We start from the raw sequence: 22,737 nt of genomic DNA, 5'->3' as shown, positions 1-22,737 counted from the left end.
CGCTAAATAGTAAAGCAAACTGACCAAAAAATGAGTTTACTCAAACCAACGAACCCCTACACTACTGTTCAAGCATCCAGCCTGTGGTTAAAAGCAGATGGATGGCAACCTCACACAAACCGTTGATTTTCAAGGAGATTCCACATGGACGCAGTCGTCAAGGGCGCAAGCATCTCGGTCGCCAACAGTGAAAAGGCCAAGGCCCTGCAGGCCGCGCTGGCCCAGATCGAAAAGCAGTTCGGCAAGGGCACGATCATGCGGCTGGGGGAGGGCGAGGCGCTCGAGGACATCCAGGTGGTCTCCACCGGCTCGCTGGGCCTGGACATCGCACTGGGCGTCGGCGGCCTGCCGCGCGGCCGCGTCATCGAGATCTACGGCCCGGAATCCTCGGGCAAGACCACGCTCACCCTGCAGGTCATCGCCGCCATGCAGAAGCAGGCCGGCACCTGCGCCTTCGTCGATGCCGAGCATGCGCTCGACGTGCAATACGCCCAGAAGCTCGGCGTGAACCTGTCCGACCTGCTGATCAGCCAGCCCGACACCGGCGAGCAGGCGCTCGAGATCGTCGATTCGCTGGTGCGCTCGGGCGCCGTCGACCTGATCGTCATCGACTCGGTCGCCGCGCTCACGCCCAAGGCCGAAATCGAAGGCGAAATGGGCGACTCGCTGCCCGGCCTGCAGGCCCGCCTGATGAGCCAGGCCCTGCGCAAACTCACCGCCACCATCAAGAAGACCAACTGCATGGTCATCTTCATCAACCAGATCCGCATGAAGATCGGCGTGATGTTCGGCTCGCCCGAAACCACCACCGGCGGCAACGCGCTGAAGTTCTACGCCTCGGTGCGCCTGGACATCCGCCGCATCGGCACCATCAAGAAAGGCGACGAGGCCATCGGCAACGAAACCAAGGTCAAGGTGGTGAAGAACAAGGTCAGCCCTCCGTTCAAGACGGCCGAGTTCGACATCCTGTTCGGCGAAGGCATCAGCCGCGAAGGCGAGATCATCGACATGGGCGTGACCGCCAAGATCCTCGACAAGTCGGGCGCCTGGTACGCCTACAACGGCGAAAAGATCGGCCAGGGCCGCGACAACGCGCGCGAGTTCCTGCGCGAGAACCCCGAGCTGTCGCGCGAAATCGAGAACAAGGTGCGCGAGTCGCTGGGCATTCCGCTGCTCGCGGCCGATGCCGACGCCACGCCAGAAAAGGCCGAGAAGCCTGCCAAGGCTTCCAAGGCAGAGAAGGCCGACAAGGGCGAGTAAGCCAGCACGGCGCGGCCTGCTCCAAGGCCGCGCCAGGCAACACCCGGCATGGCTTTCGGCGCCCCCTCCCTCAAAGGCCGCGCATTGCGGCTCCTGAGCCAGCGCGAACATTCGCGCGCGGAACTGGAGCGCAAGCTGGCCCGGCACGAAGAAGAGCCCGGCACGCTGGCCCGCGCGCTCGACGAACTGGCCGCCAAGGATTTCATCAGCGAGCCGCGCGTGGTGGCCTCGGTGTTGAACCAGCGCGCCGCCCGGTCCGGCGCCTTGCGGGTGCGCCAGGAACTGCAGGCCAAGGGCATCGCGCCCGAGGCCATCGCAGAAGCAGTGGCCAGCCTGCAAGGCACCGAAGTGGCGCGCGCCACGGCCTTGTGGCGACGCCGTTTCGACGCGCCGCCCGCCGACGCCAAGGAGCGCGCCAAACAGATGCGCTTTCTATTGGCGCGCGGCTTTTCGGGCGCCGTGGTGGCCAAGGTACTCAGGAGCGATTTCGATGGCGACGACGACAACGAAACAAGCGAATGAAGGCGGCGCGATGCAGTCCCGCGTCGTCACGCAGCGCGTGGCCTGCGACTGGCGCCGCGCCTATGCGCTGGCCTCCGACCCGGCGCGCCTGCCCGACTGGGCCAGTGGCCTGGCGAAGAGCGCCTTGGTTCCGCACGGCGATCACTGGGTGGCCACGACGCCGGACGGCGAAGCCCGCCTGCGCTTCGCACCCGCCAACGAACTTGGCGTGCTCGACCATTGGGTCGCGCCCGAAGGCGTGCCCGAAATCTACCTGCCGTTCCGCGTGATCGGTGTCGCGCCGTGCCTCTGCGAGTTCCAGTTCACGCTGCTGCGCCAGCCGCACATGGACGATGCGGCCTTCGAGCGCGACGCCGCCTGGATTGCGCGCGACTTGAAGTCGCTGCGGCGTTTGCTGGAAGCCGGCTGACTTCGAGCGTGCTTGCGCAACGGGCGTGTGGGGCCGCGCCGCAGCAGCGCGTCATTCGAGTTCAGGAATATCGGCGCCGGAGCCCGTTCCCTTGTCTTGCGACGCGACGTCGCGAACATTCTTCTGTACCGCCACAGCCCCGAAAAGGCTCAGCAGGAACGCCATGGCATAGAAGCCTTTCTCGCTGTTGGCGAGCGTTGCATTGAACAGGCCCACAGCCAGCAACCCGATTGCAAGCAGCAGCGATATCCAGCAAAAGCCAAAGTAAATGCCGGTGACCGGCGTTCCCTCGAGACGGTCGCGCACGGTCTTCTGCAGTGACACGGCGGCAAAGAGGCCGTACATGAGGAGGGTGAAGTAATAGCCCTTTTCGTTGAGCTGCATGGTGGCATTCCATAGCCCGACCAGATAGACGCCCCCGCCTGCAAACAGTGCGGCCCACGACGCGGCAACAAACGCGCCCGTGGGTTTTTGAAACTTGTGGTCCATCGAAATTCCTCCCGTTTTGTTGTGTGCGCGTGATTCTGGGCTCGCTGGCCAATGGCATGATCGAATGCGCTCGGTGCCTTCTGCACTTGTTCACGTCTGCAGAATCTTTAAGACCGGCTCGCATCGATTCCAGAGATCGACGCGCCAGAAAATAGAAAAAAAATCAGTTGGAGGAACTTCGCATGTCCACAGACCAGCCCGCCCAGCCATCGCTCGTCCGCACTGGCGTCAAGGCCGGAGCCGCGTTCGCCGGCTCCGTCATCAAGGGCGGCCTGCTTGCCCTGATTCTTGGCGGCGGCGTTTTCTTTTTCTATCTGAGCCAGTTGGCTCAGTTGGAGGGCCCCGGCAACACGGCGGCGCGCGCGGGCGGCTTTGGCGCGGTGCTCGCGCTCATCACTTCGCCGCCGCTGCTGGTCGCGGTGCTGCTGTTCCTTTTTGGCGCCGTCTACCTGATGCTGGGCGTGCACCAGGGCCGGACCAAGGCCATGCGGCACCTGGTGGCCGCGCGCGGCGAGGCCGTGTCCCAGCGCCTGGCCGGCGCGATTGCGGGCCGCATCGAAGCCATGCCGCGCACCCACGGCACGATGCAGCGTGCGGCCGACTGGCTGTCGGTCGATGCCTTGACCCAGCAGCTGGCGCCGGTGCTGGGCGAGGGCAGGGCGGTGCGTTCGGTGGTGGGCTTCGTGCTCAACCGGCTGCCGATGAGCGACATGCTGGCCGAATGGCAGCAAGGCCGTTCAGCGCAGCAAGAACCGGTGGCAGGGGAGGGTGCGGCGCAAGACCCGGCCTTGCGCGCCCTGCTCACGCGCCGCATCCACGAGACGCTGCAGGAAATGTCGACGCCGTCGCGCACGCTGCTCTACATCGCGCTCGGCGCGCACGCGGTCTTGCTGGGCGTGGGCCTCTGGCTCGTCCACTGAACCCGAGGCGAAACGAATTGGCTGGCGCTCAGAGCGCCAGCATCAGCTTCAGGTTCTGCACCGCGGCGCCGCTGGCGCCCTTGCCGAGGTTGTCCAGGCGCGCAATCACCACCGCATGGTGGTGGTCCTCGTTCGGGAACACGCGGATCTCGAGCTGGTTGGTGTCGTTGAGCGCCAGCGCGTCGAGCTTGCCGTTTTCGGTCGGCGGCAGCACCTTGACGAACTGCTCGGGCGTGTTGCTCTTGGCGTAGTGCGCAGCCAGCGCGTCGTGCAGGTCGCCGGATTTCGGCTTGCCGGGCAGCAGGTCGAGGTGCAGCGGCAGTTGCACCAGCATGCCCTGCTTGAAGTTGCCCACCGAAGGAATGAAGACCGGCCGGCGCACGAGGCCGGTGTACTTCATGATCTCGGGAATGTGCTTGTGCTTGAGGCCGAGCGCGTAGGTCTCGAACAACGGCGCCTTGCCGCTCTCGTACTCCTCGATCATGGCGCGCCCGCCGCCCGAATAGCCGCTCACCGAAGGCAGCGAGATGGGGAAGTCGGCCGGCAGCAGGCCGGCATCGACCAGCGGACGCACGATGGCGATCGCGCCGGTGGCGTAGCAGCCCGGGTTGCCGACGCGGTCGGCCTTGGCCACGGCCTGCCAGTGGCCTTCGGCGAGTTCGGGGAAGCCGAACACCCAGCCGGGTGCCACGCGGTGCGCGGTGGAGGCATCGATGATCTTGGGCTTCTTGCCTTGCAACTGGTCGATGAGCGCCACCGATTCACGCGCCGCGTCGTCGTGCAGGCACAGCACCACCAGGTCGACGCCTGCCATGAGCTCGCGCTTGGCGTTCACGTCTTTTCGCAGCTCGGGCGCAATGCTCACGAGTTCGATCTGCGGCATCGTCTGGAGCCGCTCGCGAATCTGCAGCCCGGTGGTACCGGCTTCGCCGTCGATGAAAACCTTGGCCATATCGGAGTATGCGTAAAGAGGCTAGAAGAAAGTACGTATTGACCGCAAGGGCACGTCGAGTATTGGTGCGGCGCACCATGATACAGTCCGCGGTTGTTCGCCGCCCCCAGCCGTCAGGCTGCCGTCGCCCGCGAACAACAGAGCCAAAGACGCCTCAGACCCCAGACTCCCGTTCTCAACCTCCTCCTTCCGAGAGACATCCCTCATGAAGATTCACGAGTACCAGGGCAAGGAAATCCTTGCCAAGTTCGGCGTGCCGGTGCCGCGCGGCATTCCGGCCTATACGGTTCAGGAGGCGGTCGAGGCCGCCCAGAAGCTTGGAGGCCCGGTCTGGGTCGTCAAGGCCCAGATCCACGCGGGTGGCCGCGGCAAGGGCGGTGGCGTCAAGGTCGCCAAGTCCATCGAAGACGTCAAGAAGCTCGCCGGCGAAATCCTCGGCATGCAGCTCAAGACCCACCAGACCGGCCCCGAAGGCCAGAAGGTGCGCCGCCTCTACATCGAAGATGGCGCCGACATCAACAAGGAATACTACGTCTCGGCCGTGACCGACCGCGCGACCCAGAAGGTCGCGTTCATCGCCTCGAGCGAAGGCGGCATGGACATCGAGGAAGTGGCCCACTCCTCGCCCGAGAAGATCATCACGGTTTTCGCCGACCCCAAGGAAGGCCTGACCGACGCGCAAGCCAGGCAGATCGCCGACGGCATCGGCATGCCGGCCGACTCGACCGCGCAGACGGTCGACATCCTGAAGAAGCTCTACACCTGCTACATGGAGACGGACGCCTCGCTGGTCGAGATCAACCCGCTCAACCGTGACAGCAAGGGCAACGTCATGGCGCTGGACGCCAAGTTCAACTTCGACAGCAACGCGCTGTTCCGCCACCCTGAAATCGTGGCCCTGCGCGACCTCGACGAAGAAGACGCGGCCGAAGTCGAAGCCTCCAAGTTCGACCTGGCCTACATCAGCCTGGACGGCAACATCGGCTGCCTGGTGAACGGGGCCGGCCTGGCCATGGCCACCATGGACACCATCAAGCTGTTCGGCGGCGAGCCGGCCAACTTCCTGGACGTGGGCGGCGGCGCCACCCCCGAGAAGGTCACCGAAGCCTTCAAGATCATGCTGAAGAACAAGAACGTCGAGGCCATCCTCGTCAACATCTTCGGCGGCATCATGAAGTGCGACACCATCGCCACCGGCGTGATCGCAGCCTGCAAGGCCGTGAACCTGCAAGTGCCGCTGGTCGTGCGCATGAAGGGCACCAACGAAGTCGAAGGCAAGAAGCTGCTGGCCGATTCGGGCCTGCCCATCATCAGCGCCGACACCATGGCGGACGCGGCCCAGAAGGTCGTCGCAGCAGTGAAAAAGGCCTAAGGAACAAGTCATGTCGATCTACATCAACAAAGACACCAAAGTCATCACGCAAGGTATCACCGGCAAGACCGGCCAGTTCCACACCGAGAAGTGCCAGGAATACGCGAACGGCAAGAACTGCTTCGTCGCGGGCGTGAACCCCAAGAAGGCCGGCGAGTCGATCTTCAACATCCCGATCTTCGGTTCGGTGAAGGAAGCCGCGTCGCAAACCGGCGCCACCGTGTCGGTGATCTACGTGCCGCCGGCCGGCGCGGCCGCCGCCATCTGGGAAGCCGTCGAGGCCGACCTGGACCTGGCGATCTGCATCACCGAAGGCATCCCCGTTCGCGACATGCTCGAAGTGCGCAACAAGATGAAGGCCAAGGAAGCGGCCGGCGGCAAGAAGACCTTGCTGCTGGGCCCCAACTGCCCCGGCCTCATCACGCCCGACGAAATCAAGATCGGCATCATGCCGGGCCACATCCACCGCAAGGGCCGCATCGGCGTGGTCTCGCGCTCGGGCACGCTCACGTATGAAGCCGTGGCGCAGCTGACCGAAATCGGCCTCGGCCAATCCTCGGCTGTCGGCATCGGCGGCGACCCGATCAACGGCCTGAAGCACATCGACGTGATGAAGGCCTTCAACGACGATCCCGACACCGACGCGGTCATCATGATCGGCGAGATCGGCGGCCCCGACGAAGCCGACGCGGCGCGCTGGTGCAAGGAACACATGAAGAAGCCGGTGGTCGGCTTCATCGCCGGTGTCACCGCCCCTCCCGGCAAGCGCATGGGCCACGCCGGCGCGCTGATCTCGGGCGGCGCCGACACGGCCGATGCCAAGCTCGCCATCATGGAAGAGTGCGGCTTCACCGTGACGCGCAATTTCTCGGAACTCGCAAAACTGCTGAAGGCACAGCTCTAAGCCTCCGCAGTTCTCCCGCACCACGCAAAAAGTAAAAAGCGCCCGCAATCATTGCGGGCGCTTTTTTCACTACAACACAGTGGGACAAGAGACATGGAACTCGTTCAAAGCGCGGACTTCTGGATTGGCCTCTTCAAGATCATCTGGATCAACATCATCCTGTCGGGGGACAACGCCGTGGTGATTGCCATGGCCGCGCGTTCGCTGCCGCCTGCGCAGCAGCAGAAGGCGGTTCTGTTCGGCTCGGGTGCGGCCGTGGTGCTGCGGATCGTGCTCACCGTGGTGGCGGCCAAGCTGCTGGCGCTGCCGTATCTGCAGATCGTCGGCGGCCTGCTGCTGCTCTGGATCGGCGTGCAGCTGCTGGGCGAAGAAGACGAAGGCGAGGGCGAGAGCAAGGAGTACGGCAGCATGCTGGCCGCCGTGCGCACCATCCTTTTGGCCGACCTGGTCATGAGCCTGGACAACGTGATTGCCGTGGCCGCCGCGGCACATGGCAGCATGGTGTTGCTGATTCTCGGCCTGGCCATCAGCATTCCGTTGGTGATTTTTGGCAGTACCCTCATGATCAAGCTCATGGAACGTTTTCCGATCATCGTCATGCTGGGTGCCGCCCTGATCGGCTGGGTCGGGGGCGAAACCATCGCGAGCGACGTTGCCCTGAAGGGCATGCTGGGCGCCAACCCCTGGCTGCACTATGCGGCCGCCGCTGCCGGCGCCCTGTTCGTGGTGGCCGCCGGCCGCTTTCTGCAACGGCGTGCGCGCGCCGCTGCGCGGCACTGACGGCACGGCGCGCCCCGGCTGCAAGACATGGCGAGCGTTGGCGCGTCCCTCTTCTCCAACCGGCCTTCACTGGGCTGGGAGTACGCGGCCCTGACCGACGTCGGGCGTACGCGGGCGCACAACGAGGACGACCTCAAGGTGGACCCGGCGCTCGGCCTGGCCGTGCTGGCCGACGGCATGGGGGGCTACAAGGGCGGCGAGGTGGCGAGCGCCATGGCCGTGACGATGGTTCATGCGAGCTTCGCGCGGTGGTACGCACAAGCCGGATCGCAGGCGCCCGCCCGCGTGATCCGGCGTGCGCTGCAGGCGGCCACCGACGAGGCGAACGCGGCCATCTTCGAAGCCGGCATGACCAATGCCGAGGTGCAAGGCATGGGCACGACGCTGGTGCTGGCCGCCTTCAGGCCGCAGCGCGTGGTGGTCGGCCATATCGGCGATTCGCGCTGCTACCGGCTGCGCAACAACAAGCTCGAGCAGCTCACGCGCGACCATTCGCTGCGGCAGCAGCAGCTCGATGCCGGCGCCATCACCGCCGAAGAGGCCCTGAACTCGCCCCACCGCAACCTGGTGACCCGCGCCGTCGGCGTGGAACCCCAGGTGCTGCTTGAGATGCACGAGCACACGGCGCGGCCTGAAGACCTCTACATGCTGTGCTCCGACGGGCTCAGCGAGATGATTTCGGATGCGCACCTTTTCACGCTTTTGAGCCACGACGTCGGCCTGAAACAGAAAGCCTCGCTTTTGGTTGCAGTTGCAAACGAGAATGGCGGCCGCGATAACATTTCAGTTGTTCTGGCAAAAGCGCGCGTCGACCACGCGGCTGGCGCCGCCTAGTCGCAGGCCCTGGCGACACCCGTCGCCCCCGCCTGCGGTCGATCAAGTTCTGCAAATCGGGGAAATCGGCAATGCCGAAAATGATCATTTCGATCGATGGCGTTGTCATCGCGCAAGTGGCGCTCGCCAAAGACCGCACCACGCTGGGCCGGCGCGCCTACAACGACATCGTGATCGACAATCTCGCGGTCAGCGGGGAGCATGCCGTGGTCCACATGCGCGGCGGCACGGTCGAAATTGAAGATCTCAACAGCACCAACGGCACCTACGTCAATGCGCTCGTCGTCCAGAAGCAGGTGCTGCAGGACAACGACGTCATCGAGCTTGGCGGCTGCCGCATCCAGTTTCGCGCCAGCAGCCACCTGGCGGTGGGCGGCGGCGCGGCGCACAACGACGCCCAGGGCCACTTCGCCGACTCGATTCCGCTGTCGTCGGCGCCCACCGAATCCGCCGGGCTCGTCGAGCTTGGCGTTCCGGTGCTGCGCGTCCTGGCCGGCGCCAACAAGGGCGAGGATATGCCGCTGCAGAAGGTGGTCACCACCATCGGCAAGCCCGGCATCGCCGTGGCGGTGGTCACGCGCCGCCGGCAAGGCTACGTGGCCGCCAGCGTCATGGGCGGCGTCACGCTCAACGGCGCGCCGCTGGGCACCGATGCTGTCGGCCTGCAGGAGCGCGACGTGCTGGAACTCGGCGGCGCCACGCGCATGCAGTTCATGCGGGTCTGACCCCGCCTTGAGCGCGGCCCGCGTGCGCCCGTCGCCATGAAAGCGCTCCGGCGGCACTGGCCGCGCATTGCCATCACCTTGCTGCCGGTCTTGCTGGCGCTGGCGCATTCGACCGGCCTCTGGCGGCTGGGCGCGATCGATCGGCTCGACCACCAAATTTACGACACCCGGCTGCGCGCCACCATGCCGCGCACGACCGATCCCCGCGTGGTGATCGTCGACGTGGACGAGGCCAGCCTGGCGCGGCAAGGCCAGTGGCCCTGGGCGCGCGACAAGCTCGCGCGGCTCACCGAGGAACTCACCGTGCGCCAGCAGGTGGCGGTGCTGGGCTTCGACGTGATGTTCATCGAGCCCGACCGCAGCTCCGGCCTCGACAAGTTGCGCCAGATTGCCAGCGGGCCGCTGCGCGGCGTGCCCGATCTTTCAGCCGGCATCGAACGGCTTGCCTCCGCACTCGACAACGACGCCATCTTTGCCGGCGCGCTGGAAGGCCACCGCGTGGCGCTCGGCTACTACTTCACGCGGACCGAAAAGCCCATCGCGAAAGGCCGGCTGCCCGCCGCCCCGCTGCTGGCGCCCGAGGCTTTTCCGCCCGGCCGTGACCACGCCACGGCGTGGAATGGATTTGGCGCCAACCTGCCCGTGCTGGCCACCGCCGCGCCCTCGTCGGGCTTCGTCAACACGCTGGTCACCTCGGTCGACGATGGCCTGATCCGCGAGGCGCCGCTTATCGCGCGCTATGAAGGCAGCCAGGGGCAGGGCGGCTACTACGAGTCGCTGGGGCTTGCGGTGTACCGGCTCGCCAAGGGCATGCCGCCCGTGCTGCCGGCCTTTGCCTCCGGCGGCGACGCGCCGCGGCTCGAGTCCTTGCTGGTCGGCGGGCTGCGCATCCCTGTCGACGAGAACGCCAGCATGCAGATCCCCTTCCGCGGACCGGGCGGCGCCAGCGGGGGCTCCTTCCGCTACGTGGCCGCCGCCGACGTGCTCGAGGGCCGGCTCGCGCCGGATGAACTCAAGGACATGATCGTCTTCGTCGGCGCCACCGCGCCCGGCCTGCAAGACCTGCATGCCACGCCGCTGGGCGCCGGCTTCCCGGGCGTCGAGGTGCACGCCAATGTCGTGTCGGCCCTGCTCGACCAGCGGCTGCTCGCGATTCCTGACTATGCCGCCGGCTACGAAGTGCTGAGCGTGCTGGTCGCGGGCATCGTGCTGGCGCTGGGCCTCTCGCTGCTGCCGGCCACGCGCGCCGTCTTGCTGGGCATGGCCACGCTCGTGTTGCTGGTCGGCCTCAACGCCTGGCTCTACCAGGTCCACAGCCTCGTGCTCCCGGTGGCCTCGGCACTGGCCATGGCCGCGCTCGCCTTCATTCTCAACATGGGCTGGGGCTACTTCATCGAATCCCGCGCGCGGCGCGGGCTGGTGCGGCTCTTCGGCACCTACGTGCCGCCGCAGCTCGTCGACGAAATGCTCACCGACCCCGGCCGCTACAGCATGCGTGCCGAGAGCAGGACCATGACCGTCATGTTCTGCGACATGCGCGGCTTCACCTGCCTGTCGGAGCAGATGGCGCCGACGGAGCTCCAGGCCTTCTTGAACACCGTGTTCAGCCGCCTCGCCGACGTCATCAGCGCGCACCGAGGCACCGTCGACAAATACATGGGCGACTGCGTCATGGCCTTCTGGGGCGCACCCGTCGCCACCCCCGACCACGCCACCCTGGCCGTGCGCGCCGCGCTCGACATGGCGCAGGCCGTGCGCGACATCAACGACGCCCAGCGCGCCGCGGGCCACCCTGAAATCAGCGTGGGCATCGGCATCAACAGCGGCGTGATGTGCGTGGGAGACATGGGCTCGGCGGCGCGGCGCAGCTACACCGTGGTGGGCGATGCGGTCAACCTTGCCTCACGCCTGGAAGGCCTCAGCGCGCACTACGGCGTTGAAATTGTCGCCAGCGGCGCGACGCGAGAACTCGCGCCCGGCTGCCTCTGGCAGGAGCTCGACAGCGTGCTCGTCAAGGGCAGGGCACAGGCCGTGGCCGTGTACACGCCCCTGGCGGCCGACACCCGGGCGCCGGGCTCCGCCGCACAGGCGCAAACCGAGCAGCTGCAGCGCTGGGGCCAGGTGCTGGCCGCCTACCGCCGGCAAGACTGGGCGGCAGGCCGCAACCTGCTGGACCCGCTGCTCGCCGCCGACGCCAAAAAAGTCCTTTACCAGCTCTATGCCCAGCGATTAGCCTCGATGGCATTGCGGCCCCAGGACCCCGAATGGGACGGCGCAACCCGGTTCGAAACCAAATGACGACAGACACAAGCAGGGGGTCTTCCAAGATGCAGGTTCGCGTGCTGGGATGCTCGGGCGCCATTGCCAAGGACTGTCGCACCACCTCGTTCCTGGTCGACCACGACCTGCTCGTCGATGCGGGCACCGGCGTGGGCGACCTCACGCTCGACGAAATGGCCGCCATCGACGACGTGGTGCTCACCCATTGCCACCTCGACCACATCGCCGCGCTCCCCCTCATGCTCGACGCCGTGGGCGGCCGCCGCACCCGGCCACTGCGCGTGCATGCCTTGCGCGCCACCATCGAGGCCCTGCGCGCCCATGTGTTCAACAACGTCATCTGGCCCGACTTCGAGAGCATTCCCAGCCCCGAAGCCCCCTTCGTGAGCTTTCACGACATTGCCGTCGGCCAGACCCTGCAACTGGGCACCGGCGCCCCCAAGCACATCGAGGTGCTCCCCGCCGTCCACACCGTGCCCGCCTGCGGCTTTGCCGTGAGCCGCGCCGGCGGCGGCGCCCATTGGGTCTTTTCAGGCGACACCGAACGCAACGCCCCCTTCTGGGACCGCGTCAACGCCCTCGACGTGGCCATGCTCGTCATCGAAACCGCGTTCAGCAACCGCGAGCAGGCCCTGGCCGACCGCAGCCTGCACCTGTCCCCCAGGGTGCTGGCGGACGAACTCGCGCACATCGGCCCCGGCAAGCACTACCCCATCTACATCACCCATACCAAGCCCGCCGAAACGGGAGAAATCATGAGCCAGATCGAGGCGCTGGTAGGGCGGCAGGTCGCCGGGCTGGCGCAGCGGGATATCCGGTGGCTGAAGGCGGATGGGGTGCTGACGTTTTGAGTCGGCCTTTGTCAGTGCATGACAAATTTGTCACGTTCTGTAGCATCCAACGCCGAATGTGTCACTTGATGTAAGTTTGCTGCGTACAAAAGTGTTCACTTTTCTATTTCAAGCTACTTGGAGGTGGGTGGCACAGATGCTGCGGAGGTACAGCGCTCCGGGCTGGTTCCCGGGCTCTACCAACCAACCTGGAGTTTTTTCAATGAACCGTCGTTTGATTGCACGCAACGTGCAAAAGGGTTTCACCCTTATCGAATTGATGATCGTCGTGGCGATCATCGGTATCTTGGCTGCTGTGGCTCTGCCGGCTTATCAGGACTACACGATTCGTGCCAAGGTTTCTGAAGCGATTCTGGCCGCGTCGTCCTGCCGCACCAGCATCACCGAAACGATTCAATCGAATTCGGGTGCGACCCTTCCTGCCGCCGATAACTGGGGCTGCGAGGTCCTCACTGCTAGCGCTCCTGCAAGCAAGTATGTCAACACGATCAACACGACCGACGCTGGTCAGGTGATTGTGGCTACGACTAGCGTGACGGACCTCGGTGCTGCTGGTGGCAAGACCTTCGTCCTTACTCCTTACTCCAGCGATACCGTCGCGTTCACCAATGGTTCGGCTTCAAAGACCGTGTTCAAGTGGGTCTGCGGCCCTGGCGGAACCGCCGCGATCGCTCCCAAGTACCTTCCCGGTTCCTGCCGCGGTAACTAATTCGACATAGCCTGAGCTTTAAGCTCCCAAGATGAGGCGACGCGTTGAAACGCGTCGCCTTTTTTCGTTGATCACCTTTCGGAGCTCCACTTGACGCGGCGCCTAATGATTTTTATGGGAATGGTGCTTGGCCTAGCCTATTTGGTTCCCAATCACATCCCGCCTTGGGTCGTGTTCCACGAAGACGCAGTCGCCGCGGCCGCATTCATACCGCTACTGATCTGGGGATTGTTTCCGAGGCAGCCAAAACCGACATTGATGCTGTTGGCTCTCATAATGGCCGCAGTCCCCGTTGGTCAACTTCTGAGTGGACAGATACTCTTCGCGAGCGATAGTTGGCTTGCTTCGCTGTACTTATTAGGTTTTGCCTTTTCTGTATTGGCTGGCGCTCGGATTGTCTCCGCAGAGCCCGCACAACATTTGGCGCTGAAAGACCTCGCACCACTGTTCGCGTGCTTCATCTTTGCCGGCCTCTTGTCAGTGGCCTTTGCAATTCATCAGTGGCTTGACCTGGGAATCTCCGGCCTCTATGTGGTTGATCTGCGTTTTGGAGAGCGCCCCTATGCAAATCTAGCTCAGCCGAACCAACTGGCCACTCTTCTTCTACTTGCTCAGGTAGGTCTGATATTCATGTTTGAGATGCGGGCCATTCGTGCGCCCGTTGCCCTCGCAGGAGCAACAATATTGGCGTTTGGGTTGGCGATGACGCAATCTCGCTCTGTTTTCATTGCGCTTTTTTTCTTCTGGGCTGCATTTTTGGTGCTAAGGACGCGTGCATCGTTGCGAACAACTTTGCTGCCGTTGCTGAGCATTACGGTCTTGTATGCCTGCGTAGCGTGGGCCTGGCCCACTATCAATGACTTACTGTTGCTCTCCGGAGGCAGTTCACTTGCCGAGCGTCTTCATCAGGATTTGAGACTCACGGTGTGGATGCAGATGCTCGACGCCGTGTTGCGTTCGCCTTGGCTGGGTTATGGGTGGAACCAAGTTCCGATAGCTCAGTATGCAACGGCGTTGGAGCATTCTGCGACAAATCATTTCTTTACTTCTGCCCATAATCTATTTTTCGATCTTGCAATTTGGTGCGGCTTGCCTTTGGCCACTATTGTGATCCTGTGCCTATTGGTTTGGTTTGTCCAGCAAATCAAGCATTGCCGTGATCCGCTATCTTGGTGTGCCTTGGTCGCAATTATTTTGGTATTTGGACATTCTTTGGTGGAATTTCCGCTGTACTACGCCTATTTTCTGCTCCCCATTGGGCTCCTCATGGGCGCATTACAGGTGAATTTGCCGAAAACAAAAACTTGGAATATTCGACTTCCGCAGTTTCCATTGTGGAGTGGCGCCATTGCTGCCATTGCACTTTTCGCCGCCATCCTTGTCGAGTACCCCCCTTGGGAGCAAGAATGGCAACGACTTCGATTTGAAAAAGCGAGGATTGGCGCCCGAGAGAATATCCCCGCACCGCGCGTTTTCCTGCTGACTGAGTTTCCGGAAATTGCAAAATTTGCCCGTGCCGAGGCAAAGCCTAATATGTCAAAGGCTGATCTTGACGAGATGTTTCGTGTAGTTCAGCGATTCGGGTGGGCTAACAATTTGTTCAAGTATGCTGTTGCAACCGGCTTGAACGGCGATCCCAAGAAGGCCGAAGAAACGCTAGCTCGACTGTGCAAGATGCATACTGAGAAAAATTGCATGGAGGCGCGAGAGACGTGGCGAGAGTTGAGCAGGGAAAAATATCCTGAACTGGGCAACATCAAATTTCCGACACTGCGAGACTAGTCGATCGAGAATCACTAGGACGCAGGTTGCCAGAGGCGTAGATGCAGAAAACCATTCTTAACTGGTCCCGAGCTAAGAAGCAATCGCTGGTCATCGGGCTAGACGTTGGACTGGCCTTGGCCTCGATGTGGCTCGCGTTTACGCTTCGACTCGACTCATTTCATCGCCCCGTGGGGGCGGAATGGCTCGCGTACGCGATTTCGCCAATTTTAGTCATTCCAGTATTTATCAAATTTGGGCTCTATAGAGCGATTTTCCGCTACACAGGAATCACGACAATCCTTGATACCGGCAAAGCAGTCGCGATCTACGGGGCCGTGTTATCTCCTTTTATCTGGGCGCTCTATCATTGGGAAGGAGTTCCTCGCAGTTTGATCATTCTGCAGCCCGTGATTTTCTTGTTACTTGTAAGCTCGAGCCGAACATTGGGATGGCGATGGTTGGCGGGACCCGGTAACAGAGCGGTAAGGCGTCTCCTAATCTATGGGGCTGGTACGGCAGGCGCTCAAACGGCCGCGGCGCTCGCGGGTACTGAGCACTACGTCCTTCTTGGTTTCATTGATGATGATCCGTCGAAGAACGGCCGATCTATTAATGGCGCTCCGGTCTTTTCCTCGGCTGGAATTCAAGAAACGATTTCACTCTTCTCGGTTACTGACGTGCTACTGGCACTGCCCAGCGCCAGCAGGCAACGACGCAATCAGATCATCAAGCGATTGCAGCCGCTGCCGGTTCGTATCCGGTCGCTGCCCAGCCTTGCAGATTTGGCCAGCGGCCGTATCACAGTCAGGGATTTTCAGGATCTAGATATTGAAGACCTGCTGGGTCGTGAGCCGGTCGTCTCGGACCCTGCCCTTCTTGCCCGCAGCCTTGCAGAGCAGGTCGTAATGGTGACGGGGGCTGGCGGAAGCATCGGCAGTGAACTTTGTCGCCAAATTATTCTGCAAAAGCCTCGGCAAATGATCTTATTGGATCACAGCGAGTTTCTGCTTTACGGGATTCATCAGGAACTGTTGCAACTGTTGGCTGCTTGTAATCTGAATGTAGAGCTTATTCCTCGGTTGGCCAATGTCTGCAATTACGAGCGGATTTATGCGTTGTGCTGTGCTCATCGGCCGGTAGCGATTTATCATGCCGCCGCATACAAGCACGTGCCGCTGGTCGAGCAAAACGCAGAAGAAGGCGTCATCAATAACGTGCTGGGAACCTGGACAATGGCCCGAGCGGCAATTAAATCAAAGGTCAATCGATTCGTTTTGATTTCTACCGACAAAGCGGTACGCCCGGCCAATATCATGGGAGGAAGTAAGCGCATTGCTGAGATGATCTTGCAGTCATTGGCTGCGAATAGCGACTACCAGATGGTTGCTGACGACCAAGTTGAGCATGATTTTCATCGAACATGTTTCTCGATGGTGCGTTTTGGTAATGTACTTGGCTCTAGCGGCAGTGTGGTCCCTCTTTTCAGATCGCAGATTGCAGAAGGAGGGCCACTCACCGTTACGCATCCGGAGGTTACTCGATTTTTTATGACGATTCCCGAGGCTGCTCAGTTGGTTTTGCACGCTGGAGCGATGGCTCAAGAGGGAGATCTTTTTGTGCTGGATATGGGGAAGCCGGTCAAAATCATCGAATTGGCCAAGCGGATGATTGCATTGTCTGGACATACTGTTCGCGACCAAGAGAATCCCAACGGAGATATTCCAATATTGATTACGGGATTGCGAGCTGGCGAGAAACTCTATGAGGAATTGTTGATCGGTGAGAACCCGCTTCCGACCGCGCACCCTCGCATCATCAAGGCCAGGGAGGATTTTATGCCTTGGCCGGAGTTCTCGATACTCTTGGAAGCCCTCTTAAAGGCTGCACGGTCGGGAGATTTGTCGACAATGCAGCACACTATGCGTCTACTGATACCTGCTTTCAGCCCACAGGAGGCATTATCTTGACAGCTGGAAACATGAAGATCAAAATAGGAATAGTCGGGCTTGGCTATGTCGGCCTGCCTCTCGCCGTGGCATTTGCGAAGCTGCACTCGGTAGTCGGATTCGACACAAATTCGCATCGCATCCGCGAATTAGAGGCTGGGAGCGACGGCACCTTGGAAGTGAGTGCGGCTGAACTTCGAACAGCTTCTTCCCTGCAGTTGACAGCCGATGCCAGCGATCTCCGTGATTGTAATGTTTTCATCGTTACAGTACCTACGCCAGTTGATAGCGCTAATCGTCCAGATTTTTCTTGCCTAATTAGTGCCAGCGAGACTATCGGCAAGAACTTGCAGCCAGGAGCTATAGTAATATTTGAATCAACGGTGTATCCCGGCGCTACTGAGGAAGTTTGCGTTCCCGTACTCGAGAAGTTCTCAAACAAAGTTTTTAATAGAGACTTCTTTTGCGGCTATAGCCCGGAGCGCGCCAATCCCGGTGACAAGATCAATACCTTGACGACGATCCGCAAAATAACCAGTGGAAGCACACCGGAGATTGCAGACGTTGTTGATCGGCTCTATGCCACAATCATTTCCGCTGGCACCTATAGGGCGAGTAGCATCAAAGTTGCCGAAGCAGCCAAGGCGATTGAAAATACGCAACGCGATCTGAACATCGCGCTTATGAATGAGTTCTCGGTGCTTTTCGAGAGGTTAGGCATTGACACACTTGAAGTGCTCGAAGCCGCAGGCAGCAAGTGGAACTTTCTTCCGTTTCGCCCAGGCCTCGTTGGTGGCCACTGCATCGGTGTCGACCCCTACTACCTCACCTACAAAGCCGAGCAAGTCGGCTACATCCCCCAGATCATCCTGGCCGGACGGCGCATCAACGACAACATGGCTCGCTATGCTGCGCGCAATACCATCAAGCTCATGCTGCAGGCTGCCATGGATGTACCGCGTTGCAAGATCGGCGTGCTGGGCATCACCTTCAAGGAGAATTGCCCGGACATCCGAAACAGCAAGGTGGTGGACCTGGTTCGAGAACTCCAGTCGTGGGGAGCGCAGGTGGTGGTGGCGGACCCTTGGGCCAACGCGGAAGAAGTGCAGCACGAATACGGCCTGGCGCTCGGTGTCATCGATGAAAGCAACCCGGTAGATGCGTTGGTCGTGGCGGTTGGGCATACAGAGTACCGAGCCCTTTCGCCTGCTGTGCTGCGCCGTTATTGCCGCCACGTAACGCCGGTGCTGACCGACGTCAAATCGCTTTACGACCGCCACCAGGCAGCCAGCGAAGGTTTTGCCGTGTTCAGGCTCTGACGTTGAAATGACGAACAAGAACTTCGCACTCATCGGCGCGGCGGGATACATTGCCCCGCGGCACATGCGCGCCATCAAGGAAACTGGCCACACGCTGGCCGTGGCCTACGACATCAACGATTCCGTCGGCATCATTGACAGCCTGTCTCCGAATGCGGCGTTCTTCACCGAATTCGAATCGTTCTACGAACATGCGCACCGGCTCAAACGATCCGAAGCTAGCGCTCTGAATTACGTGTCGGTCTGCTCGCCCAACCACCTGCATCATGCGCATTGCGCGGCTGGCTTGCGGCTGAGGTGCGACGTGATCTGCGAGAAGCCACTCGTGCCCTCGCCCGATGCGCTCGATGAACTCGCGCGGGTTGAAAGCGAATCAGGCCAACGCGTTTTCACCATCTTGCAGTTGCGCCATCACGAGGCGATTCTCAGGTTGCGCAACAAGGTCGCCGCTGCGCCTACGGACACAAGGTTCGACGTCGACCTGAGCTACATCACATCGCGCGGCAAATGGTACGCGGCCAGCTGGAAAGGCGATCCGCGCAAGTCGTTTGGCGTGGCCACGAATATCGGCGTGCACTTCTTCGACATGTTGCACTTCGTCTTCGGCAAGCTGCAGGGCAACGTGGTTCATTACAGCGCCGAGCACAAGGCCGCTGGTTTTCTTGAGTATGAACGTGCCCGTGTGCGGTGGTTTCTCTCCATCGATGCCGAAGACCTGCCCGCTGAGGTCAAGGGCAAGAAGACGACCTACCGCTCCATCACGGTGGATGGCGAGGAGCTCGAATTTTCAGAGGGCTTTACCGACCTGCACACCGTCAGCTATGGCGAAATCCTGGCGGGGCGCGGCTATGGCCTTCAAGACGCGAGGCAGGCGGTTGAGGCAGTGCATGCCATTCGAACAGCGCGAGTCAACCCATCGCATTCCGAGCAGCATCCGTTCACGAAAAGGTTGAGCGCATGAGCGCGACGATTCACGAGACGGCCATCGTCGACCCAGGGGCTGTGGTGGGGCCGACCACGCGCATCTGGCATTGGGTGCATGTGAGCGCGGGCGCAGTCATCGGCGATGGCTGTTCGCTGGGGCAGGGCGTCTTCGTGGGCAACGATGTCCAGATCGGCAACAACGTCAAGATCCAGAACAACGTCAGTGTCTATGACGCGGTCACGCTCGAGGACGATGTGTTTTGCGGCCCGAGCATGGTCTTCACCAATGTCTACAACCCACGTTCTTCGGTGAGCCGAAAGGCGGAGTACCGGCGCACGCTGGTGCGCAAAGGCGCAACCCTGGGCGCGAACAGCACCATCGTATGCGGGGTGGTTATTGGCTCGCACGCCTTTGTGGGGGCGGGTGCCGTGGTGAATCGCGATGTGCCTGATTTCGCCCTGATGCTTGGCGTGCCGGCACGGCACGCAGGCTGGATGAGCAGACATGGCGAACGCCTGGTGTTCACAGATGGGCGCGCGACCTGCGCGGCGACGGGGGAAAAGTATGTGCTGCGCGACGGCCTTTGCGCGTTGGCGGCTGAGGTCGTGCCATGAGCGGCAACAAGATGGAGTTCGTGGACCTGAAAGCCCAGTACCGGGCTTTGAAAGTCCAGATTGATGAGCGCATCCAGCGAGTACTCGACCATGGCCAATACATCATGGGTCCGGAGGTCGCAGAGTTGGAGGAAAGGCTTGCCGCATTCACCGGCGCCAGGCATTGCATCACGGTGGCAAGCGGGACCGAAGCACTGCTCATCTCGTTGATGGCAATGGGGTTGAAGCCGGGTGATGAAGTCATCACCACGCCATTCACCTTTGCTGCCACTGCCGAGATGATCGTGCTGTTAGGTGGTAAGCCGGTGTTCGTGGACATCGAAGCCGACACCTGCAATATCGACGCCAGCCTGATCGAGGACAAGATCACCGATCGAACGCGCGCCATCATGCCGGTGAGCCTGTACGGACAGTGCGCGGACATGGACGAGATCAACGCGATTGCCGCTCGACACGGCTTGGCCGTGATCGAGGACGCGGCGCAGAGCTTCGGGGCCACTTACAAGGGGCGGCGCAGTTGCAATCTCAGCACCTTCGGTTGCACCAGTTTTTTCCCTAGCAAGCCGTTGGGTTGTTATGGGGACGGAGGTGCAATATTCACAAGCGACGACGCGCTCGCGCAAGCGTGCCGCGAGATACGTGTACACGGGCAGAGCGCCCGCTATGTACATACTCGCGTGGGTGTGGGAGGTCGAATGGACACATTGCAGTGCGCGATAGTGTTGGCCAAGTTGGAGCGTTTTGAATGGGAGCTCGCCCAGCGATTCGCAATTGGTAAACGCTACGACGAGCTGCTGGCCGGAACGCTTGGCGTGGAACTGCTGAAAGTGCGAGATGAGCGCAGCTGCGTGCGATCTCAATATACGGTCTTCATTGAGGGGCGCGAAGCGGTCCAGAAAGCACTTACCAAACAGGGCGTTCCGTGCGCCGTGCACTACCCGAGGCCTGTGCACCTTCAGACCGCATATGCGGACCATGCCGCAAAAGCGGATTGCCCGCAGAGTGTCCTCGCAGGAACGCGCGTGCTAAGCCTGCCAATGAGCGCCGACCTGACGCAACCACAGCAAGATCGAGTTGTTCGCGCACTATCTTCAGCCCTCGCTGCGAGGACCGGATGAGCGACGATATGTCCAAGGACCCAGTGACTCGGATTCGATCGTCGCCCTCGGCGATCGATTACTCCGCGCTCTACAACGAACATCCAGAATATGTCGCGCGTCGGCAGGTGGGTTCGTATGAACAGGCGCAGATCGATATTGAAGTTCGTCGATTCAAATTGCCGAACCTGATGCGCCTTGTTCCGGCTGAGCAGAAGTTTGGAGATGTACTTGAAATAGGGTGTGCTACGGGGGAGCTGATAGCGGCCGTGCCCGTAGGTGAGGGCGGACGCAAAGTCGGGATAGATATCTCCAGTGCCAATGTTGAGAGTGCACGGATGCGCTTCCCGCAGGTCGAATTTCGCTGCGGCGATTTCCGCACGGCTGCGCTCAGCGACTTCTTCGATGCAGTGATCATGAGCGATGTCCTCGAACATGTGCCAGACGATCGAGAGTTTCTCCAAGACGCCGCAACCCTCGGTCAAATTGTGCTCGTAAATCTTCCCTTGGAAGATAACTGGCTCAATCGAAGGCGTCGCTACGGTCCCGAGGACGTGTCGGGGCATTTGCGGAAGTATTCGTTGGAAGACGGTTTGGAGTTGTTCGAGCGTGCCGGATTGGAGGTCGTCGCTTACTCCCGGGTCTGGGTCCATGAAACGCCCACGGAACAGGCACGCCGTGCGCTCAGGTATGAACGCTTTGGTGCTGCCTTTGCCGGCGCATGGCCGATGCAAGTATTGCGGAAAGCAGTTTTCGCAGCCGCGTCTGCAATGCCGTGGTTCGGTCGGCGGCTGCTCGCGTCAAATCTCTTCGTCGCTGCTCGTCGGAAGCCTCTTGTAGTCGCCGATCAAGGGCGAGGGTCTTGACTCTGCGGAGCCAACTGCTGTCGTCGTTCGGGCTGCAGGGGGCAGGTGCGGCGTCGGTGCTTCTGGCGACGCTTGCAATCGGAATCGTCTTGGGACCAGAGGTTCAGGGTGGCTTCAGTCAAACCAAGTCGGAAATAGAGTTCGTCGCTGCATTTGCGATGCTGGGTCTGCCGCAGGCACTGTTTTTTTATGTGAAGTCAGGCGGCCTGGACATGCGCACGGCGATGCGCTGGGCGCTACGTAGCGTCGTACTTGCGTTGGCGGTCGGCACTGCATACGGCCTCATCCGCCATCGAAATGCAGGCTTGATCTTGGCCGTAGCGTGCGGAGCCGCTGTTGCGGCGACGGTGGCGCATGGCCAGTTGCGGGCGCTTTCGTTGGTGCGGGAGCGCGTTGCCTGGTTTAACGTACTGACAGCGCTGCCGCAAATGCTTGTGCTATTGGGCGTTTTCTGTGTCTTTGCGATCTTCGCGGCGGGAGCGCCGTGGAACCTAGTCTGGACCGCGTTGTTCGGCCTTGCGTACGGAGGTGTCGCCGCACTTGCATGGCGTCGTTTGGCAGCCGCGCCAGGAAGCGCGCAGGACTCCCAAGCGGGATGGCGTACGCTGGGGCGATATGGAATGGCAACTTGGTTGGTAGCCGCGCTCTCGACCGCCGCCATTTTGGCAACGCAGCACGAAGTAGACGTGCGAGCGGGGGCGGCTGCACTGGGCAAATTCACGATGGCAATGACCTTGGCTCAGATCCCATTGACGCCGATCAGCTATGCGGCGCCACTGTTGTGGCGCCGATGGATGGAGCGGCCAAATACGCAGGCGTTGCGGACTGGCGCCAGCATTCTGTTTGTCTCGCTTCTGGGAGTCGCTGCCGTTGCGTGGGCGCTCGCAAATGTGTGGCCAGACCTGGGCTTGGGCGAAGCCTATGCTGGAGCGACCCGTGCACTCGCAGTTCTGTTGGCGGGTGGTGCCGCAGAGGCAGCTTCCCGAGTGTTGACAGTGCACTCGAATGCGAGCGGCCTGCCTTGGGTCGGTGTACGAGCAGAAATAGCTCGCTGGTGCGTGCTTGCCATCGGATGGGCGCTTCCGCTTCCTTCTGGCATGTTGCCGGTGTGCGTAGTCTGGGCCATCGCGGCGGGCGCGGCATTGCTCGTGTTTGTGCACCATGCGCTGGCTGAAGCCAAGAACTGAAGAGGAAACAGA

At 61.5% G+C, this 22,737-nt stretch carries 22 protein-coding genes; 20 read left to right on the top strand and 2 right to left on the bottom strand.

The genetic code is table 11. The features are described from left to right. The first annotated feature begins 144 nt into the window (after positions 1–144). The 3 genes from recA to ABID97_RS02265 are packed head-to-tail and all read left to right on the top strand — an operon-like array spanning position 145 to position 2,191. Positions 145–1,260 (top strand): recombinase RecA, encoded by a 1,116-nt coding sequence (gene recA / locus ABID97_RS02275; RefSeq protein ID WP_354396945.1) that lies wholly within the window; start codon positions 145–147, stop codon positions 1,258–1,260. Positions 1,261–1,308: 48 nt separating this feature from the next. Further along, positions 1,309–1,782 (top strand): recombination regulator RecX, encoded by a 474-nt coding sequence (gene recX / locus ABID97_RS02270; RefSeq protein WP_354396944.1) that lies wholly within the window; start codon positions 1,309–1,311, stop codon positions 1,780–1,782. Beyond that, the gene (locus ABID97_RS02265; RefSeq protein WP_354396943.1) at positions 1,751–2,191 is read left to right on the top strand and encodes an SRPBCC family protein; all 441 of its coding nucleotides are present in this window, start codon (positions 1,751–1,753) and stop codon (positions 2,189–2,191) included. The genes recX and ABID97_RS02265 overlap by 32 nt, the downstream gene beginning before the upstream one ends. Before the next feature lie 51 nt (positions 2,192–2,242). Here ABID97_RS02265 and yiaA read toward each other — a convergent pair whose 3' ends face one another. Further along, positions 2,243–2,680, bottom strand: a complete 438-nt coding sequence (gene yiaA, locus ABID97_RS02260) for an inner membrane protein YiaA (RefSeq protein ID WP_354396942.1) — start codon at positions 2,678–2,680, stop codon at positions 2,243–2,245. Positions 2,681–2,862: 182 nt separating this feature from the next. On the opposite strand from yiaA, the gene ABID97_RS02255 reads away from it, so the two are divergent. Continuing rightward, positions 2,863–3,600, top strand: coding sequence for a hypothetical protein (locus ABID97_RS02255; RefSeq protein WP_354396941.1), 738 nt, complete (start codon positions 2,863–2,865; stop codon positions 3,598–3,600). A gap of 28 nt (positions 3,601–3,628) precedes the next feature. Here ABID97_RS02255 and argC read toward each other — a convergent pair whose 3' ends face one another. Then, positions 3,629–4,552: an N-acetyl-gamma-glutamyl-phosphate reductase gene (gene argC, locus ABID97_RS02250; protein ID WP_354396940.1), complete on the bottom strand. Its 924-nt coding sequence runs from the start codon at positions 4,550–4,552 to the stop codon at positions 3,629–3,631. Between the two features lie 205 nt (positions 4,553–4,757). On the opposite strand from argC, the gene sucC reads away from it, so the two are divergent. The 16 genes from sucC (at position 4,758) to ABID97_RS02170 (ending at position 22,725) form a co-directional block, all read left to right on the top strand. Continuing rightward, positions 4,758–5,924, top strand: coding sequence for an ADP-forming succinate--CoA ligase subunit beta (sucC, locus tag ABID97_RS02245; RefSeq protein WP_354396939.1), 1,167 nt, complete (start codon positions 4,758–4,760; stop codon positions 5,922–5,924). A gap of 10 nt (positions 5,925–5,934) precedes the next feature. After that, positions 5,935–6,828: a succinate--CoA ligase subunit alpha gene (sucD, locus tag ABID97_RS02240; RefSeq protein WP_015867930.1), complete on the top strand. Its 894-nt coding sequence runs from the start codon at positions 5,935–5,937 to the stop codon at positions 6,826–6,828. Positions 6,829–6,921: 93 nt separating this feature from the next. Continuing rightward, positions 6,922–7,608: a TerC family protein gene (locus tag ABID97_RS02235; protein WP_354396938.1), complete on the top strand. Its 687-nt coding sequence runs from the start codon at positions 6,922–6,924 to the stop codon at positions 7,606–7,608. A 27-nt stretch (positions 7,609–7,635) separates the two neighbouring features. Continuing rightward, on the top strand, positions 7,636–8,442 hold the full coding sequence (locus ABID97_RS02230; RefSeq protein ID WP_354396937.1) for a Stp1/IreP family PP2C-type Ser/Thr phosphatase: 807 nt from the start codon (positions 7,636–7,638) through the stop codon (positions 8,440–8,442). 71 nt (positions 8,443–8,513) lie between these two features. After that, positions 8,514–9,167 (top strand): FHA domain-containing protein, encoded by a 654-nt coding sequence (locus ABID97_RS02225; RefSeq protein ID WP_354396936.1) that lies wholly within the window; start codon positions 8,514–8,516, stop codon positions 9,165–9,167. 36 nt (positions 9,168–9,203) lie between these two features. Next, positions 9,204–11,465: a CHASE2 domain-containing protein gene (locus ABID97_RS02220; RefSeq protein WP_354396935.1), complete on the top strand. Its 2,262-nt coding sequence runs from the start codon at positions 9,204–9,206 to the stop codon at positions 11,463–11,465. 29 nt (positions 11,466–11,494) lie between these two features. Beyond that, positions 11,495–12,298, top strand: coding sequence for a 3',5'-cyclic-nucleotide phosphodiesterase (locus tag ABID97_RS02215; RefSeq protein WP_354401657.1), 804 nt, complete (start codon positions 11,495–11,497; stop codon positions 12,296–12,298). A 202-nt stretch (positions 12,299–12,500) separates the two neighbouring features. Further along, the gene (locus ABID97_RS02210) at positions 12,501–13,007 is read left to right on the top strand and encodes a pilin (protein ID WP_503012740.1); all 507 of its coding nucleotides are present in this window, start codon (positions 12,501–12,503) and stop codon (positions 13,005–13,007) included. 90 nt (positions 13,008–13,097) lie between these two features. Next, positions 13,098–14,789 carry a PglL family O-oligosaccharyltransferase gene (locus ABID97_RS02205; protein ID WP_354396934.1) on the top strand — a complete coding sequence of 564 codons (1,692 nt, stop codon included), beginning with the start codon at positions 13,098–13,100 and terminating at the stop codon, positions 14,787–14,789. A gap of 41 nt (positions 14,790–14,830) precedes the next feature. After that, positions 14,831–16,738, top strand: coding sequence for a polysaccharide biosynthesis protein (locus tag ABID97_RS02200; RefSeq protein ID WP_354396933.1), 1,908 nt, complete (start codon positions 14,831–14,833; stop codon positions 16,736–16,738). A gap of 11 nt (positions 16,739–16,749) precedes the next feature. Further along, positions 16,750–18,036 (top strand): nucleotide sugar dehydrogenase, encoded by a 1,287-nt coding sequence (locus ABID97_RS02195; protein WP_354401654.1) that lies wholly within the window; start codon positions 16,750–16,752, stop codon positions 18,034–18,036. 7 nt (positions 18,037–18,043) lie between these two features. Next, on the top strand, positions 18,044–18,997 hold the full coding sequence (locus ABID97_RS02190; protein ID WP_354396932.1) for a Gfo/Idh/MocA family protein: 954 nt from the start codon (positions 18,044–18,046) through the stop codon (positions 18,995–18,997). After that, on the top strand, positions 18,994–19,575 hold the full coding sequence (locus tag ABID97_RS02185; RefSeq protein ID WP_354396931.1) for an acyltransferase: 582 nt from the start codon (positions 18,994–18,996) through the stop codon (positions 19,573–19,575). Before ABID97_RS02190 ends, ABID97_RS02185 begins: the two co-directional genes overlap by 4 nt. Before the next feature lie 11 nt (positions 19,576–19,586). Then, positions 19,587–20,693, top strand: coding sequence for a DegT/DnrJ/EryC1/StrS family aminotransferase (locus ABID97_RS02180; protein ID WP_354401652.1), 1,107 nt, complete (start codon positions 19,587–19,589; stop codon positions 20,691–20,693). Then, complete coding sequence (locus ABID97_RS02175; protein ID WP_354396930.1) at positions 20,690–21,538, top strand: class I SAM-dependent methyltransferase; 849 nt, start codon at positions 20,690–20,692, stop codon at positions 21,536–21,538. Before ABID97_RS02180 ends, ABID97_RS02175 begins: the two co-directional genes overlap by 4 nt. Then, positions 21,535–22,725, top strand: a complete 1,191-nt coding sequence (locus tag ABID97_RS02170; RefSeq protein WP_354396929.1) for a hypothetical protein — start codon at positions 21,535–21,537, stop codon at positions 22,723–22,725. The genes ABID97_RS02175 and ABID97_RS02170 overlap by 4 nt, the downstream gene beginning before the upstream one ends. Positions 22,726–22,737 lie beyond the last annotated feature (12 nt).

Source organism: Variovorax sp. OAS795, from assembly GCF_040546685.1.
Taxonomy (GTDB): domain Bacteria; phylum Pseudomonadota; class Gammaproteobacteria; order Burkholderiales; family Burkholderiaceae_C; genus Variovorax.
This window is presented reverse-complemented; position numbering and strand designations above follow the sequence as displayed.

Excerpts from the sequence above, each read along its gene's own strand:
- recA (WP_354396945.1), top strand. The coding sequence starts at position 145 with ATGGACGCAGTCGTCAAGGGCGCAAGCATCTCGGTCGCCAACAGTGAA.
- recX (WP_354396944.1), top strand. The coding sequence starts at position 1,309 with ATGGCTTTCGGCGCCCCCTCCCTCAAAGGCCGCGCATTGCGGCTCCTG.
- ABID97_RS02265 (WP_354396943.1), top strand. The coding sequence starts at position 1,751 with ATGGCGACGACGACAACGAAACAAGCGAATGAAGGCGGCGCGATGCAG.
- yiaA (WP_354396942.1), bottom strand. The coding sequence starts at position 2,680 with ATGGACCACAAGTTTCAAAAACCCACGGGCGCGTTTGTTGCCGCGTCG.
- ABID97_RS02255 (WP_354396941.1), top strand. The coding sequence starts at position 2,863 with ATGTCCACAGACCAGCCCGCCCAGCCATCGCTCGTCCGCACTGGCGTC.
- argC (WP_354396940.1), bottom strand. The coding sequence starts at position 4,552 with ATGGCCAAGGTTTTCATCGACGGCGAAGCCGGTACCACCGGGCTGCAG.
- sucC (WP_354396939.1), top strand. The coding sequence starts at position 4,758 with ATGAAGATTCACGAGTACCAGGGCAAGGAAATCCTTGCCAAGTTCGGC.
- sucD (WP_015867930.1), top strand. The coding sequence starts at position 5,935 with ATGTCGATCTACATCAACAAAGACACCAAAGTCATCACGCAAGGTATC.
- ABID97_RS02235 (WP_354396938.1), top strand. The coding sequence starts at position 6,922 with ATGGAACTCGTTCAAAGCGCGGACTTCTGGATTGGCCTCTTCAAGATC.
- ABID97_RS02230 (WP_354396937.1), top strand. The coding sequence starts at position 7,636 with ATGGCGAGCGTTGGCGCGTCCCTCTTCTCCAACCGGCCTTCACTGGGC.
- ABID97_RS02225 (WP_354396936.1), top strand. The coding sequence starts at position 8,514 with ATGCCGAAAATGATCATTTCGATCGATGGCGTTGTCATCGCGCAAGTG.
- ABID97_RS02220 (WP_354396935.1), top strand. The coding sequence starts at position 9,204 with ATGAAAGCGCTCCGGCGGCACTGGCCGCGCATTGCCATCACCTTGCTG.
- ABID97_RS02215 (WP_354401657.1), top strand. The coding sequence starts at position 11,495 with ATGCAGGTTCGCGTGCTGGGATGCTCGGGCGCCATTGCCAAGGACTGT.
- ABID97_RS02210 (WP_503012740.1), top strand. The coding sequence starts at position 12,501 with ATGAACCGTCGTTTGATTGCACGCAACGTGCAAAAGGGTTTCACCCTT.
- ABID97_RS02200 (WP_354396933.1), top strand. The coding sequence starts at position 14,831 with ATGCAGAAAACCATTCTTAACTGGTCCCGAGCTAAGAAGCAATCGCTG.
- ABID97_RS02195 (WP_354401654.1), top strand. The coding sequence starts at position 16,750 with ATGAAGATCAAAATAGGAATAGTCGGGCTTGGCTATGTCGGCCTGCCT.
- ABID97_RS02190 (WP_354396932.1), top strand. The coding sequence starts at position 18,044 with ATGACGAACAAGAACTTCGCACTCATCGGCGCGGCGGGATACATTGCC.
- ABID97_RS02185 (WP_354396931.1), top strand. The coding sequence starts at position 18,994 with ATGAGCGCGACGATTCACGAGACGGCCATCGTCGACCCAGGGGCTGTG.
- ABID97_RS02180 (WP_354401652.1), top strand. The coding sequence starts at position 19,587 with ATGGAGTTCGTGGACCTGAAAGCCCAGTACCGGGCTTTGAAAGTCCAG.
- ABID97_RS02175 (WP_354396930.1), top strand. The coding sequence starts at position 20,690 with ATGAGCGACGATATGTCCAAGGACCCAGTGACTCGGATTCGATCGTCG.